This is a genomic window from Yersinia vastinensis, assembly GCF_902726565.1.
GTDB classification, from domain to species: domain Bacteria; phylum Pseudomonadota; class Gammaproteobacteria; order Enterobacterales; family Enterobacteriaceae; genus Yersinia; species Yersinia vastinensis.
Map to the genome: position 1 here is coordinate 18706 of NZ_CACVAF010000021.1, position 14502 is coordinate 33207.

Sequence of the window (14502 nt, forward strand, 5' to 3'; positions counted from 1 at the left end):
AAACCTAAGTTTGAGCGCCCCTGTGACCAGTGCGAACCACCAGCAGACTCCCGGCTATGAGAGCCTGCCGTCTGGAGAAGAATTACTCTTCTTCCAGCTCGATATTGATGCCCAGCGAGCGGATTTCTTTCAACAATACGTTGAAGGACTCCGGCATGCCCGGTTCCATACGGTGATCGCCATCCACGATGTTTTTGTACATCTTGGTACGGCCGTTTACATCGTCAGACTTGACGGTAAGCATTTCCTGCAAGGTGTACGCGGCGCCATAAGCTTCCAACGCCCACACTTCCATCTCACCGAAGCGCTGACCACCGAACTGAGCCTTACCACCCAGCGGCTGCTGAGTAACCAGGCTGTAAGAACCGGTAGAACGCGCATGCATCTTGTCATCAACCAAGTGGTTCAGTTTCAGCATGTACATGTAGCCGACAGTAACCTGACGTTCGAATTGCTCGCCGGTACGGCCGTCAAACAGAGTAATCTGACCAGAAGTTGGCAGGCCACCCAGCTGTAACAGTTCCTTGATTTCTTTCTCTGTTGCACCATCGAAGACTGGTGTTGCGATTGGCATACCTTTTTTCAGGTTCTCTGCCAGACGCAGTACTTCGTCATCGGTGAAGGTGCTCAGATCAACTTTCTGACAAACGCTATCGCCCAGATCGTAGGCTTTCTGGATAAACTCACGCAGTTTGGCAACTTCTTCCTGCTTCTTCAGCATGGCGTTGATTTTCTCGCCGATACCTTTCGCTGCCATCCCCAAGTGGGTTTCCAAAATCTGACCGATGTTCATACGCGATGGTACGCCCAGCGGGTTCAGAACGATGTCTACCGGCGTACCGTTTTCATCGTAAGGCATATCTTCGATCGGGTTAATCTTAGAGATAACACCTTTGTTACCGTGACGACCGGCCATCTTGTCACCCGGTTGAATCTGACGTTTAACGGCCAGATACACCTTGACGATCTTCAGCACGCCGGGTGCCAAATCATCGCCTTGGGTGATCTTACGACGCTTGGCATCCATCTTCTTCTCGAATTCGGATTTCATTTCGTCGTACTGCTCTGCCAACTGTTCCAGCTGGTTTTGCTTGTCTTCGTCGGTCAGGCCAAGTTCCAGCCAGCGATCACGTGGTAATTTGCTCAGCTTGTCAGCTTCGATGCCACCAGAAACCAGTACTGCATGGATACGTGCAAACAGGCCCGCTTCCAAGATCTGCAACTCTTCAGTCAGGTCTTTCTTAGCCTGCTTCAGTTGCATCTCTTCGATTTCTAACGCACGTTTGTCTTTTTCTACGCCGTCGCGAGTAAAGACCTGCACATCAATAACCGTACCGGAAACACCGTTTGGTACACGCAGAGAAGAGTCTTTAACATCAGACGCTTTCTCACCGAAGATCGCACGTAACAGTTTCTCTTCTGGTGTCAGTTGAGTTTCACCTTTAGGTGTTACCTTACCAACCAGAATGTCACCGCCAGTCACTTCAGCACCGATATACACGATACCGGATTCATCCAGTTTAGAGAGCGCAGCTTCACCCACGTTCGGGATATCAGCAGTGATCTCTTCAGGCCCTAACTTGGTGTCACGAGACACACATGCCAATTCCTGAATATGGATAGTCGTGAAGCGATCTTCTTGAACCACGCGCTCGGAGACCAAGATGGAGTCTTCGAAGTTGTAACCGTTCCAAGGCATGAACGCTACGCGCATGTTCTGACCCAATGCCAGTTCACCCAGATCTGTTGATGGGCCATCTGCCAGCACGTCGCCGCGCTCGATAGGCTCACCCAGATTCACACACGGCATCTGGTTGATACAGGTGTTCTGGTTAGAACGGGTGTATTTGGTCAGGTTATAAATATCAATACCTGCTTCGCCCGGATACATTTCGTCTTCGTTAACTTTAATCACGATACGAGATGCATCAACGTATTGAACTGTACCGCCACGTTTGGCTACAGAAGTTACCCCTGAGTCAACCGCTACTGCACGTTCCATACCGGTACCAACCAGCGGCTTATCAGCACGCAGAGTAGGAACCGCCTGACGTTGCATGTTCGCACCCATCAAGGCGCGGTTGGCGTCATCGTGTTCCAAGAATGGAATCAGAGAAGCACCAACGGACACCACCTGTTGAGTGGAAACGTCCATGTAGTCAACTTGGTCGCGGCTGAACAGGCTTGATTCGCCTTTGCTACGACAAGTGACTAAGTCTTCGATGAAGCGACCATCTTCGTCCAAGTTGGAGTTCGCCTGAGCGATAACGAAGTTGCCTTCTTCAATAGCAGACAGATAGTTAATTTCATCGGTCACCACACCATCACGAACGCGACGATACGGAGTTTCCAAGAAACCATACTCATTGGTCTGTGCGTACACGGACAAGGAGTTGATCAGACCGATGTTTGGACCTTCTGGCGTTTCGATTGGACATACGCGACCGTAGTGAGTCGGGTGTACGTCTCGAACTTCAAAGCCAGCACGTTCACGGGTCAAACCACCCGGGCCCAATGCAGAGATACGACGTTTGTGCGTAATCTCAGACAACGGGTTGTTCTGGTCCATAAATTGTGACAACTGGCTAGAACCAAAGAACTCTTTCACCGCAGCCGAGATAGGCTTGGCGTTGATCATGTCCTGAGGCATCAGCGTGTCGAGATCGCCCAGAGACAGACGCTCTTTAACCGCACGCTCAACACGAACCAGACCCACACGGAACTGGTTTTCAGCCATTTCACCAACAGAACGAATACGACGGTTGCCTAAGTGGTCAATATCATCCACTTCGCCTTTACCGTTACGGATATCGATGAGCTTTTTCATCACTTCAGTGATGTCTTCTTTGCTCAGGATACCGGAACCTTCGATCTCGTCACGCAGCAGTGAACGGTTGAACTTCATCCGGCCAACCGCAGACAAATCGTAGCGGTCTTCAGAGAAGAACAGGTTCTCAAACAGATTTTCAGCTGCTTCGCGAGTTGGTGGTTCACCAGGACGCATCATGCGGTAGATCTCAACCAAAGCGCTCAGACGATCACTGGTTGGATCAACACGCAGGGTCTCGGAGATATAAGCACCGTGATCCAAGTCGTTGGTGAACAATGTTTCGATTTGCTTGTGGCCCGCTTGGCTTAACTTAGCCAGCAGATCCAGTGACAGCTCCATGTTGGCTGCACAGATAAGCTCACCGGTGTTCTCATCGATGTAGTCTTTTGCTACGACTTTGCCAGCAATGTATTCAACTGGAACTTCGATGCGGTCAATACCGTCTTTTTCAAGCTGGCGAATATGACGTGCAGTAATACGACGCGCTTTCTCGACGTAAACTTTGCCATTCGCTTCAATATCAAAGGATGCCGTTTCACCGCGCAGACGCTCTGGAACCAATTCCATCTGCAGCTTGTTGTCACGAATCTCAAAGACCACTTTCTCAAAGAACAGATCCAAGATCTGTGCAGTGGTGAAATTCAATGCACGCAGAATGATGGTTGCCGGCAATTTACGACGACGGTCAATACGGACAAACAGGTTGTCTTTCGGGTCAAACTCGAAATCTAACCATGAACCGCGGTAAGGGATGATACGCGCGTTATACAGCACTTTACCCGATGAATGGGTTTTACCCTTATCGCTGTCAAAGAATACGCCAGGACTACGGTGCAGCTGAGATACGATAACCCTCTCAGTACCGTTAATGACAAAGGTACCGTTCTCGGTCATGAGTGGAATTTCACCCATGTAGACTTCTTGTTCTTTGATGTCTTTGACCGTACCTTCCGGAGCTTCGCGCTCATAGATTACCAGACGCAGTTTAACGCGCAGCGGTGCGGAATAAGTCACACCACGGATCTGGCACTCTTTGACGTCAAATACTGGCTCACCAAGACGGTAGCTAACGTATTGCAGCTCCGAATTGCCGCTGTAGCTCTGGATTGGAAAAACAGAACGGAATGCTGCTTCTAGGCCGTACTGCCCTTCGGGATCTTGCTCGATAAACTTCTGAAACGAGTCAAGTTGGATAGAAAGGAGATAAGGTATGTCCAGAACTTGTGGACGTTTACCAAAATCCTTACGAATACGTTTTTTCTCGGTATAGGAGTAAACCATAGGGTTCCTCAGCTCGCTGATCAGTGACCCACTCTGTCCGCCCTAAACTAGGACAGGTCATGCAACACTATTATTTAGACTGAGAAGTCGAAACACTTCTCGGAATACTCTTTTCTATCACTCTTAAACCATTTCATCGCGTTACTTTGACTACCGAGCTACCCGAGTGGGTCGTAGCTGAGAACGCAGTATATTAAGTCGTCAATAGAAAGGAATATTGGGGGGTTAGTTAGCCGCTAAACAGTGTGAAATGCGACTAACGCCCTACAGCGCAAAAAGGCTGATGACTAAAAAGTCACCAGCCATCAGCCTATAAGTTAGGCTGCAAACTCAAAGCTTAACTTACTTGATCTCAACAGAAGCACCAGCTTCTTCCAGAGATTTTTTCAGAGAATCAGCTTCGTCTTTGTTCACGCCTTCTTTCAGAACTGCAGGTGCAGATTCAACCAGGTCTTTAGCTTCTTTCAAGCCCAGGCCAGTTGCACCGCGAACAGCTTTGATTACTGCAACTTTGTTGTCGCCGAATGAAGCCAGAACAACGTTGAATTCAGTTTGTTCTTCTGCAGCTTCAGCAGCAGCAGCAGGACCTGCAGCAACAGCAGCAGCTGAAACGCCGAATTTCTCTTCCATAGCAGAGATCAGTTCAACGATTTCCATTACAGACAGAGCTGCAACGCCTTCCAGAATTTGGTCTTTAGTGATAGTTGACATAACAAGTGTTCCTAAAATACAGAAATAGTTTATACGTTAAAAAGCAATGATGGAGAAAAAAGGCGATTAAGCAGCTTCTTTCTGATCACGCAGCGCAGCCAGAGTACGAACCAATTTGCCAGCAGCGGCTTCTTTCATGGTTCCCATCAGTTTCGCAATTGCTTCTTCGTAGGTTGGCAGAGTTGCCAGGCGGTCGATCTGAGCCGCAGGGATTAACTCGCCTTCAAAGGCTGCTGCTTTAACCTCAAATTTCGCATTATCTTTAGCAAATGCTTTGAACAAACGAGCAGCTGCGCCCGGGTGTTCTGAAGAGAATGCAATCAAGGTTGGACCAACAAACGTGTCTTTCAGGCATTCGAATGGAGTGCCTTCAACAATGCGACGCAGCAAGGTGTTACGAACAACTTGCATGTGAACGCCAGCTTCACGACCTGCTTTACGCAGTTCAGTCATTTTATCAACGGTAACGCCACGAGAATCCGCAACAACCGCAGACAGCGCACCTTTGGCTACTTCTTTAACTTCAGCAACAATCGCTTGTTTGCCTTGAAGATTTAGTGCCATTAGTTCTTGCTCCTGGATTAACCGGGGAATCATTCCCCGGAACTCACGTCACCCAAAACATTACTCAATCGTAATGAACAGGCGTTGAAACACGGTGAGCAGAATCCAGCAAAGGCAATTCTTTATAAAAAAAAATGCTTTAGGTTCTGTCACCGTCTACGCAGGAAATTAAGTGTCTTGCCACATGAGTTTTTCAACATAAATGTGTTAAGCACACCTGCGGTCTTGGACGGAGGCTTGGATAAGGCCAAGCTCCAACCGAAAAATTCTGTTTATCTGCTGATTAAAAATACTGTCAACAGAAGCATGGGCGTAAGATTCTAGACAAACCTTACGCCCACGTAAAGCGATAAAAGCAAATAGTGATTAGTTCACTACTGCAGTCAGGCCGCTTTGATCAATAGCAACGCCGGCGCCCATGGTAGTGGACAGGCTGATTTTCTTGATATAAACGCCTTTCGCTGTAGCAGGTTTAGCACGCTTCAGCGCAACAACCAGAGATTCTAAGTTTTCTTTCAACTTATCTGAGTCGAAGTCAACTTTACCAATGGTAGTGTGGATAATACCGTTTTTGTCGTTGCGATAACGAACCTGACCCGCTTTAGCATTCTTAACTGCTTCAGCAACGTTAGGAGTAACAGTACCCACTTTAGGGTTAGGCATCAGGCCGCGTGGACCCAAGATCTGGCCCAATTGACCTACAACGCGCATTGCATCCGGAGAAGCAATAACAACGTCGAAGTTCATTTCGCCTTTCTTGATCATGTCAGCCAAGTCGTCCATACCTACCAATTCAGCGCCTGCTTCTTTCGCAGCTTCAGCGTTTGCACCCTGAGCGAAAACAGCAACGCGTACTGAACGGCCAGTACCATGTGGCAACACAGTTGCGCCACGAACGTTTTGGTCAGATTTACGTGCATCGATACCGAGGTTAACGGCAACGTCCACGCTTTCTACGAATTTAGCAGTAGCCAGCTCTTTCAGCAGGGCAACAGCTTCATTGATATCGTATTGCTTAGTAACATCAACTTTGTCACGGATCACGCGCATGCGCTTGGTCAGCTTAGCCATTTATTAACCCTCCACTACCAGGCCCATGGAACGAGCAGTACCTTCGATTGAACGCATCATAGCGTCAACGTCAGCACCAGTCATATCCGCAGCTTTGGTTTCTGCGATTTCACGGACCTGAGCACTGGTCACAGTCCCTACTTTGTCTTTGTTCGGCTTACCGGAACCAGACTTAATACCTGCCGCTTTTTTCAGCAGAACTGCTGCTGGCGGGGTTTTAGTAACGAAAGTGAAAGAGCGGTCAGAATAAACTGTAATAACAACAGGGATCGGCAGGCCTTTTTCAATGCTTTCAGTCTTAGCATTGAACGCTTTACAGAATTCCATGATGTTAACACCCTGCTGACCCAGAGCTGGACCAACTGGTGGACTTGGGTTCGCCATACCAGCTGCAACTTGCAGCTTGACATAGGCTTGTACTTTCTTAGCCATTTACGATTTCCTCGATTTGGGTAGTAACGCCTCGTTGGAGGCTCCCCGTGTTTTGTCTCGCTTGTTATTGCCACTGATGGCAAAAGCAAGACATCTAAAAACAAAAGGCGCGAAATTATATTGTAATTTCGCGCCCAAGACAAGACTCAAATTTCAACCATTGGCGAAAAATGAATCAGCCTTTTTCTACCTGACTGAAATCCAGTTCGACCGGAGTAGCACGGCCAAAGATGGAAACAGACACTTTCAAGCGGCTCTTTTCGTAATCCACTTCTTCGACGACACCGTTGAAGTCTGCAAACGGACCATCGCTAACACGGACCAACTCACCCGGCTCAAACAGTGTTTTAGGACGTGGCTTATCACCCACTTGCTGAAGACGATTCATAATCGCATCAACTTCTTTATCACTGATTGGCGCAGGGCGATCGGATGTACCACCGATAAAGCCCATTACACGTGGTACGCTACGCACTAAGTGCCAGCTGGCATCGTTCATCACCATCTGAACCAGTACATAGCCTGGGAAGAATTTACGTTCACTTTTACGACGTTGACCGCCACGAATTTCGACGACTTCTTCCGTTGGAACCATGACTTCGCCAAACAGCTCTTCCATGTCATGTAACTTGATATGCTCGCGCAGCGATTGAGCTACACGGCCTTCAAAACCGGAAAACGCCTGAACGACGTACCAACGCTTTTTGGGTGCTTCAGACATCTTAGAACCTCAGGCCAGTAATAAATGATACCAAGCGGACCAGAATACCATCCAGCCCCCATAGAATCAGTGACATTACAGCAGTTACCGCAGCAACGATTAACGTCGTGTGCAGAGTTTCCTGACGGGTAGGCCAAATCACTTTACGCACTTCCGTGCGTGCTTCACGAGCAAACGCTACAGTGGCTTTGCCTTTTGCCGTCATCAATGCAACAGCACCGGCAACAGCGATAATTACTACAACTGCCAACGCACGCAGCGGCAGGCTGAAATCACGGTAATAATAATTGCCAACAATAGCTGCAACTAACAGTACAGCAACGATTAGCCATTTAGCCGTTTCCAGGCCGCGTCCGCTCCCTGGAGCCTCGGTATTCGCACTCATAAACCAACCTGTCACTATGATTCAGAACAAACAACTTTGCTTCGCACCGCAAAGCAAACCAAGCCGAAGGATGCTCTAGAGACTCTCTAATCGGCACCATTCAGCACTATTCGCCGTACTTCCAGAGCCCATCTCACCAGTAATTATGATGAAAAAACCGCTGATGAGATAGGTTCTAGTATGACAACGTAGAAAAAGGGCATCAAATGATGCCCTTTTATCGCATGTCGCGTCAAATCTTATTCAATGACTTTAGCAACAACGCCAGCACCAACGGTCCGGCCACCTTCACGAATCGCGAAGCGCAGACCGTCATCCATTGCGATAGGAGCAATCAGGTTAACAATCATTTGAATGTTATCACCTGGCATCACCATCTCTACGCCTTCTGGCAGTTCGATAGTACCGGTCACGTCAGTTGTACGGAAGTAGAACTGAGGACGGTAGCCTTTGAAGAACGGAGTATGGCGGCCGCCTTCATCTTTGCTCAGAATATAAACCTCTGATTCAAATTTGGTGTGTGGCTTGATAGAGCCTGGTTTAGCCAGCACCTGTCCACGTTGTACGTCATCACGCTTAGTACCACGCAGTAGAACACCCACGTTCTCACCAGCACGGCCTTCGTCCAGCAGTTTGCGGAACATTTCAACGCCAGTACAAGTGGTTTTGATCGTGTCAATGATGCCAACGATTTCAACTTCTTCGCCAACTTTAACGATACCGCGCTCTACACGACCGGTTACGACAGTACCACGGCCAGAGATAGAGAATACGTCTTCGATTGGCAGCAAGAATGGTTTATCAATCGCACGCTCAGGCTGTGGAATGTAGCTATCCAATGCTTCAGCCAGCTCAATGATTTTTGCTTCCCACTCAGCTTCGCCTTCCAGCGCTTTCAGCGCAGAACCACGAATAACCGGAGTGTCATCGCCTGGGAAATCGTATTGAGATAGCAGCTCACGAACTTCCATCTCTACCAGTTCCAGCAACTCTTCATCGTCAACCATGTCACACTTGTTCAGGAAGACTAGGATGTAAGGAACACCCACCTGACGACCTAACAGGATGTGCTCACGAGTCTGTGGCATAGGGCCATCAGTTGCAGCAACAACCAGAATAGCGCCGTCCATCTGAGCAGCACCAGTGATCATGTTTTTAACGTAGTCGGCGTGCCCTGGGCAGTCAACGTGCGCATAGTGACGTGACGGGGTGTCATATTCAACATGTGAAGTGTTGATGGTGATACCACGCGCTTTCTCTTCCGGAGCGTTGTCGATCTGGTCGAATGCACGAGCACTACCGCCGTAAGTTTTTGCCAGTACGGTAGTAATTGCAGCAGTTAGGGTAGTTTTACCATGGTCAACGTGGCCGATAGTACCCACATTAACGTGCGGTTTTGTACGTTCAAACTTTTCTTTAGACATCGATTGTCCCTCTAAGACACGGAATCGGTGGTTTCACCACATCAACCAAGCGCATGCTTGCTGAATCCATAACACAGAAAGAAAATCAGGGGACGAGAGAATGAGAAGTGGTGCTGATAGGCAGATTCGAACTGCCGACCTCACCCTTACCAAGGGTGCGCTCTACCAACTGAGCTATATCAGCACATCTTGGAGCGGGCAGTGGGAATCGAACCCACATCATCAGCTTGGAAGGCTGAGGTAATAGCCATTATACGATGCCCGCATCTTAGAACTCGGCTACCTGACTTAATCTGCAGAAACTTGAAAGGAAGGGCTTGGCCACTTCACTCTTCATCGAGAGCGTTGCTCTCGCCTTGAGTGTTTATTGGGGTTCGGTCTTCTGAATCGCCCTGAGACTCAAGGTTAAATATGGTGGTGGGGGAAGGATTCGAACCTTCGAAGTCGATGACGGCAGATTTACAGTCTGCTCCCTTTGGCCGCTCGGGAACCCCACCTAATTTTTATACTTGAATGGTGCCGGCACCAAGAGTCGAACTCGGGACCTACTGATTACAAGTCAGTTGCTCTACCAACTGAGCTATGCCGGCATCAAGTGCAGCGCATTCTAGGTAGAGTGGGCCTATGATGCAACAAAAAAATTGCATAACTTGCCCTTTCGCTCAGAAAACAGCCGCTTTTTAAAATCCAGATGTATTATTAACCATGATTAGCTTAATTAGCATCCAGTGCTTTTGCTATTCTAACTAATTCTATCGATAAAAATCACCCCCTAAAAACTGAACCATGTCTCATTGCTACGCAATCTTCAGTGTCATTCCGATGAAAATGACCTCTTTTTATGCCCCAAAATAGGGAAATCACCCCAATACAGTGCGTAGCAACAAAAAATAATCATCCCAATTCAGATAATTACTCTGTTAACAGCTTGGCTTGTTTATTGCTTAAGCATAGGTATATACGCAGACAGGCCGTTAGAAAGAGGGATTTGTCATGAAGATTGTTTTGCTTAATGCGTCAACATTACCGATATACCGAAGTGATCTGGCAAGTTTGTTGATTGATGCAGTGTCTCATGGCGCATCGATAGGGTATGACACTCGGACGCTCTCACGGGAAGACGCCGAGGCTTATTTCCATAACCTTCGCCCTGCCATTGCAAAGGGGACGCTATTGTTATGGATAGCCCGTGATGAAGTTGGAATAGTGGGGACGATTCAATTAGACCTTTGCCAAAAACCCAACGGTTTAAACCGAGCTGAAGTACAAAAGTTATTAGTCCATAGCCGTAGTCGCCGCAGTGGTATTGGGCATAAGTTGGTCATTGCCATGGAGAATACAGCCATTCAACTTCATCGTGGATTGTTGTATCTCGATACACAGGCTGGCTCTCCCGCTGAATCTTTCTATCGGACGCAAGGTTATCGCCGCATGGGGGAAATTCCTGATTATGCTTGTACGCCTGACGGTTGCTATCACCCAACAGCGATTTATTTCAAACGTTTATTTTCAGTAAATCAAACACATACGTCTATAGCCAGTTAATAAAGATAGATATGACCAGTAAGAAGATTATAACTTGCTGCAGCTCGTCTTAATTGATGGGAATAGCAGCACACATCAAAGAAATCACTCACTAAATACAAAAATGTCTACGCCAAAGAGCAAGCTGCCTATAATATGCAGCTTGTTTCTTATCTGGAGTTGGCGTCCAGCGCCTTTCCCAACCTGCGTTAACAGGCAGAATTTGGCTTATGACAAAAAGAGATCAGTCTTTAGCGACGCCTTATCTACAGTTCGATCGTACTCAGTGGGCTGCCCTGCGCGACTCCGTACCATTGACGCTAACAGAAGAAGAAATCGTTAAACTCAAAGGGATTAACGAAGACCTTTCATTAGATGAAGTGGCACAGATTTATCTACCACTTTCGCGTCTACTTAATTTTTATATCAGTTCTAATTTACGCCGACAGGCAGTTTTGGAACAATTCCTCGGGACTGATGGCCAACGTATCCCTTATGTTATCGGTATTGCAGGTAGTGTCGCTGTAGGTAAAAGTACAACAGCACGTTTACTGCAAGCCTTGTTAAGCCGCTGGCCGGAACACCGCAGCGTCGAGCTGATTACTACAGATGGTTTTCTTCACCCCAATAAAGTATTAAATGAACGTGGGTTGATGAAGAAAAAAGGCTTCCCAGAGTCTTATGACATGCATAGCTTGGTGAATTTTGTCTCTGAAGTTAAATCAGGTGCCAGCCAAGTGACAGCGCCAGTCTATTCACATTTGATCTATGACGTTGTACCTGATGGAAATAAAGTCATTAAGCAACCTGATATCCTTATTCTGGAAGGATTGAATGTATTGCAAAGTGGTATGGATTACCCTCATGATCCCCACCATGTATTTGTCTCTGACTTTGTCGACTTCTCTATATATGTAGATGCGCCAGAAGACTTACTGCAAAGCTGGTATATCAATCGGTTCCTTAAATTCCGACAAGGTGCATTCTCTAATCCAGATTCTTACTTCCATAATTATGCCAAACTGCCTGAAACTGAAGCAGTCAAGATTGCAACTCAGTTATGGAAAGAGATTAATGGGTTGAATTTAAAGCAGAATATATTACCGACTCGTGAGAGAGCAAGTCTGATAATGACTAAGAGTGCTAATCATGCAGTTGAGAGTGTACGATTGAGAAAATAATTAATAGCGGGTAGTAATAACTGCCCGCTTAATCTATTAATTAAATACCTCGAAGAGATATCTCACCACCAATATAAGGTTTTACATTACCGTCTTGCTCTAACAATAATGCACCTTGTTGGTCTATGCCGCGTGCTATCCCAAATATTTCTTGGTTTCCAATAATTAATTTCACAGGGCGATCAAGATAATTATCCATTTCACGCCAACGAGAAATAAAAGCAGATAAACCCTCATTCTCGAACTTAACTACGGCTAACCTTAATTCAGATAACAGTTCAGCCGTCAGTTTATTACGATCAATAATAACCCCAGCTTCCTGCAAATTAATCCAATCCTGATTGATAACATTGGTTGTTGATACTCGCATGGTCAGGTTGATACCGGCGCCAATCACTAACTGGGCTGCATCACCCGTCTTCCCTGTGAGTTCGACTAATATACCGGCCAGTTTTTTATCATTAAGATAGAGATCATTTGGCCACTTTACTCGAACCTGCTCAGCACCCAGCTTATGTAGCACTTCTGCCATGACAATACCGACAACCAAACTTAGTCCCATCGCTGCAGCAGGACCTTGTTCAAGACGCCAGAACATTGATAAATAAAGATTAGCACCAAAAGGAGAGACCCACTGACGCCCGCGTCGGCCTCGTCCAGCTTGCTGATATTCAGCAACACAAGCATCACCAGATTTAAGCTCAGCAATCCGCTCTAAGAGATACTGATTTGTAGAATCTACAACTGGCAGTACGGTTACCTGCCCAGAGGGTAGATAACGTAATATCGCTTCCTCATCGAGCAGTTGAATAGGTGCTGGTAGACTATAACCCTTACCGGGGACCGTAAAGACATCTAATCCCCACTCTCTGATAGTCTGCATATGCTTGTTAATCGCTGCACGACTCATGCCTAACATTTCACCCAGTTGCTCGCCAGAGTGAAATGCGCCATCAGCAAGTATGCCAATTAACCGCAAGGGAACTTTAATATCTTTCACGACAAACGCTCCACAGCATTAACCTCACCATTACTTGCGATAAAGCGAACCTCTGGTTCCAACCAGATAGCGAATTTATTTGCGACCTGCTGGCGAATATAGCTAGCAAGGCCCAGAACATCCTGCCCAGTCGCTCCTGCGAGATTAATGAGTACTAAGGCTTGCTGTTGATGCACTGCAGCCCCACCAATCTGATAGCCCTTAAGCGCGCATTGATCAATCAACCAGCCCGCGGCCAGTTTTACTGAACCATCAGGTTGCAGATAATGAGGTGCATTGGGATAACGCTTCACGATATCTTCAGCCACGCTTGCATCCACAACTGGATTTTTGAAGAAACTACCGGCATTACCTGTCACGGTTGGATCAGGTAACTTACTTCGACGCATTGCACAGACTGAATTGAAGATATCTTCTGCTGTGACCGTCAATGGATCCATACGAGCTAAGTCGCCATAGCCCAGTGTTGGAGTCCAAGATTTTATTAATCTGATCCCCACCGCGACAATGGCAAATCCATTCCCATAGCGGTGCTTAAAGATGCTATCGCGATAACCGAACTGGCAATCTTGGGCGGAGAGACGCAGGACTGTACCCGTCTCCATATCAAGTAAATCAACGTACTCACATACCTTTTGCAGTTCAACACCATAAGCACCAATGTTCTGGATTGGCGCAGAACCGACACATCCAGGGATTAAAGCCAAGTTTTCCAGCCCCGGCATATTGTGTTGCAGTGAATAGCATACCAGTTGATGCCAATTCTCCCCGGCACCAACATGCAAATGCCAGGCAGTATCGTCTTCAGTAAAAGTGATGCCCTTGATACGATTTAATAATACTGTTCCCGCGTAATTCTCAATGAACAGTACATTACTGCCTTCTCCAAGCAAAAGTACAGGTTGCTGCTTAGAGACTGACTCGCGCCAGGCGTTAATCAATTCTTCCGTAGAGTTGGCACTGATGACGTTGCTCGCGTAGGCTGATAACGCGAAAGTATTGAGATGTTTTAGCGGGGAACCTTGACTCGACATTGCATTGGATACTCATTCTAGCTAGCTCTAGCGCTAGTCTAACCGATCATAATACTCATATTGTATTTTGTTTTAAGTACAAACGTAAAAAAGCCCTCTGCGTAGCAGAAGGCTTTCTCTTTTCATATTCCACACATAGCAAAAACCCCACGCTTTTGGCATGGGGTCTCGGCTTGATTTGATGCCTGGCAGTGTCCTACTCTCGCATGGGGAGACCCCACACTACCATCGGCGCTACGGCGTTTCACTTCTGAGTTCGGCATGGGGTCAGGTGGGACCACCGCGCTATGGCCGCCAGGCAAATTCTGTTTTAATCAACCCGCTACACAATCACTCTCATGCAG

The 14502-nt window shown here is 47.2% G+C and carries 12 protein-coding genes, 4 tRNA genes and 1 rRNA gene; 2 read left to right on the plus strand and 15 right to left on the minus strand.

Annotated features, from left to right (window positions below; genetic code table 11):
- Nucleotides 1-82 precede the first annotated feature (82 nt).
- The 12 genes from rpoB to HUZ92_RS20220 all read right to left on the minus strand — a co-directional run bounded on the left by rpoB (nucleotide 83) and on the right by HUZ92_RS20220 (nucleotide 10009).
- Entirely contained in the window at nucleotides 83-4111 is a 4029-nt protein-coding gene (rpoB, locus tag HUZ92_RS20165) for a DNA-directed RNA polymerase subunit beta (RefSeq protein ID WP_005175701.1), read from the minus strand.
- A 342-nt stretch (nucleotides 4112-4453) separates the two neighbouring features.
- Nucleotides 4454-4822, minus strand: coding sequence for a 50S ribosomal protein L7/L12 (rplL, locus tag HUZ92_RS20170; RefSeq protein ID WP_050101909.1), 369 nt, complete (start codon nucleotides 4820-4822; stop codon nucleotides 4454-4456).
- 66 nt (nucleotides 4823-4888) lie between these two features.
- On the minus strand, nucleotides 4889-5386 hold the full coding sequence (gene rplJ / locus HUZ92_RS20175; protein ID WP_004712405.1) for a 50S ribosomal protein L10: 498 nt from the start codon (nucleotides 5384-5386) through the stop codon (nucleotides 4889-4891).
- A gap of 366 nt (nucleotides 5387-5752) precedes the next feature.
- Nucleotides 5753-6457 (minus strand): 50S ribosomal protein L1, encoded by a 705-nt coding sequence (rplA, locus tag HUZ92_RS20180; protein WP_050101908.1) that lies wholly within the window; start codon nucleotides 6455-6457, stop codon nucleotides 5753-5755.
- A 3-nt stretch (nucleotides 6458-6460) separates the two neighbouring features.
- Nucleotides 6461-6889, minus strand: coding sequence for a 50S ribosomal protein L11 (gene rplK / locus HUZ92_RS20185; protein WP_004704678.1), 429 nt, complete (start codon nucleotides 6887-6889; stop codon nucleotides 6461-6463).
- Nucleotides 6890-7064: 175 nt separating this feature from the next.
- The gene (gene nusG / locus HUZ92_RS20190; protein WP_002210671.1) at nucleotides 7065-7610 is read right to left on the minus strand and encodes a transcription termination/antitermination protein NusG; all 546 of its coding nucleotides are present in this window, start codon (nucleotides 7608-7610) and stop codon (nucleotides 7065-7067) included.
- A gap of 1 nt (nucleotide 7611) precedes the next feature.
- The gene (gene secE / locus HUZ92_RS20195) at nucleotides 7612-7995 is read right to left on the minus strand and encodes a preprotein translocase subunit SecE (RefSeq protein ID WP_004704671.1); all 384 of its coding nucleotides are present in this window, start codon (nucleotides 7993-7995) and stop codon (nucleotides 7612-7614) included.
- A 239-nt stretch (nucleotides 7996-8234) separates the two neighbouring features.
- Nucleotides 8235-9419, minus strand: coding sequence for an elongation factor Tu (gene tuf, locus HUZ92_RS20200; RefSeq protein ID WP_004712401.1), 1185 nt, complete (start codon nucleotides 9417-9419; stop codon nucleotides 8235-8237).
- A gap of 108 nt (nucleotides 9420-9527) precedes the next feature.
- Nucleotides 9528-9603: transfer RNA gene (locus HUZ92_RS20205), tRNA-Thr, on the minus strand.
- Nucleotides 9604-9609: 6 nt separating this feature from the next.
- Nucleotides 9610-9684: transfer RNA gene (locus HUZ92_RS20210), tRNA-Gly, on the minus strand.
- 147 nt (nucleotides 9685-9831) lie between these two features.
- A tRNA-Tyr gene (locus HUZ92_RS20215) sits at nucleotides 9832-9916 on the minus strand.
- Between the two features lie 17 nt (nucleotides 9917-9933).
- A tRNA-Thr gene (locus HUZ92_RS20220) sits at nucleotides 9934-10009 on the minus strand.
- Nucleotides 10010-10412: 403 nt separating this feature from the next.
- Here HUZ92_RS20220 and HUZ92_RS20225 point away from each other — a divergent pair.
- Nucleotides 10413-10964, plus strand: a complete 552-nt coding sequence (locus HUZ92_RS20225) for a GNAT family N-acetyltransferase (protein WP_050101907.1) — start codon at nucleotides 10413-10415, stop codon at nucleotides 10962-10964.
- Between the two features lie 209 nt (nucleotides 10965-11173).
- The gene (gene coaA, locus HUZ92_RS20230) at nucleotides 11174-12124 is read left to right on the plus strand and encodes a type I pantothenate kinase (protein WP_050101906.1); all 951 of its coding nucleotides are present in this window, start codon (nucleotides 11174-11176) and stop codon (nucleotides 12122-12124) included.
- Between the two features lie 40 nt (nucleotides 12125-12164).
- Here the strand turns inward: coaA and birA are convergent, their stop codons facing one another.
- From birA to rrf, 3 genes are all read right to left on the minus strand, one after another.
- Nucleotides 12165-13124 (minus strand): bifunctional biotin--[acetyl-CoA-carboxylase] ligase/biotin operon repressor BirA, encoded by a 960-nt coding sequence (gene birA, locus HUZ92_RS20235; protein WP_145579910.1) that lies wholly within the window; start codon nucleotides 13122-13124, stop codon nucleotides 12165-12167.
- A complete protein-coding gene (murB, locus tag HUZ92_RS20240; RefSeq protein ID WP_145525101.1) occupies nucleotides 13121-14158 on the minus strand; it encodes a UDP-N-acetylmuramate dehydrogenase in 1038 nt (345 codons plus the stop codon). The genes birA and murB overlap by 4 nt, the downstream gene beginning before the upstream one ends.
- A gap of 183 nt (nucleotides 14159-14341) precedes the next feature.
- Nucleotides 14342-14457: ribosomal RNA gene (gene rrf, locus HUZ92_RS20245) — 5S ribosomal RNA — on the minus strand.
- Nucleotides 14458-14502 lie beyond the last annotated feature (45 nt).

Bases quoted from the DNA above. Each gene is read 5' to 3' on its own strand.
- rpoB (WP_005175701.1), bottom strand. From the start codon at position 4,111: ATGGTTTACTCCTATACCGAGAAAAAACGTATTCGTAAGGATTTTGGT.
- rplL (WP_050101909.1), bottom strand. From the start codon at position 4,822: ATGTCAACTATCACTAAAGACCAAATTCTGGAAGGCGTTGCAGCTCTG.
- rplJ (WP_004712405.1), bottom strand. From the start codon at position 5,386: ATGGCACTAAATCTTCAAGGCAAACAAGCGATTGTTGCTGAAGTTAAA.
- rplA (WP_050101908.1), bottom strand. From the start codon at position 6,457: ATGGCTAAGCTGACCAAGCGCATGCGCGTGATCCGTGACAAAGTTGAT.
- rplK (WP_004704678.1), bottom strand. From the start codon at position 6,889: ATGGCTAAGAAAGTACAAGCCTATGTCAAGCTGCAAGTTGCAGCTGGT.
- nusG (WP_002210671.1), bottom strand. From the start codon at position 7,610: ATGTCTGAAGCACCCAAAAAGCGTTGGTACGTCGTTCAGGCGTTTTCC.
- secE (WP_004704671.1), bottom strand. From the start codon at position 7,995: ATGAGTGCGAATACCGAGGCTCCAGGGAGCGGACGCGGCCTGGAAACG.
- tuf (WP_004712401.1), bottom strand. From the start codon at position 9,419: ATGTCTAAAGAAAAGTTTGAACGTACAAAACCGCACGTTAATGTGGGT.
- HUZ92_RS20225 (WP_050101907.1), top strand. From the start codon at position 10,413: ATGAAGATTGTTTTGCTTAATGCGTCAACATTACCGATATACCGAAGT.
- coaA (WP_050101906.1), top strand. From the start codon at position 11,174: ATGACAAAAAGAGATCAGTCTTTAGCGACGCCTTATCTACAGTTCGAT.
- murB (WP_145525101.1), bottom strand. From the start codon at position 14,158: ATGTCGAGTCAAGGTTCCCCGCTAAAACATCTCAATACTTTCGCGTTA.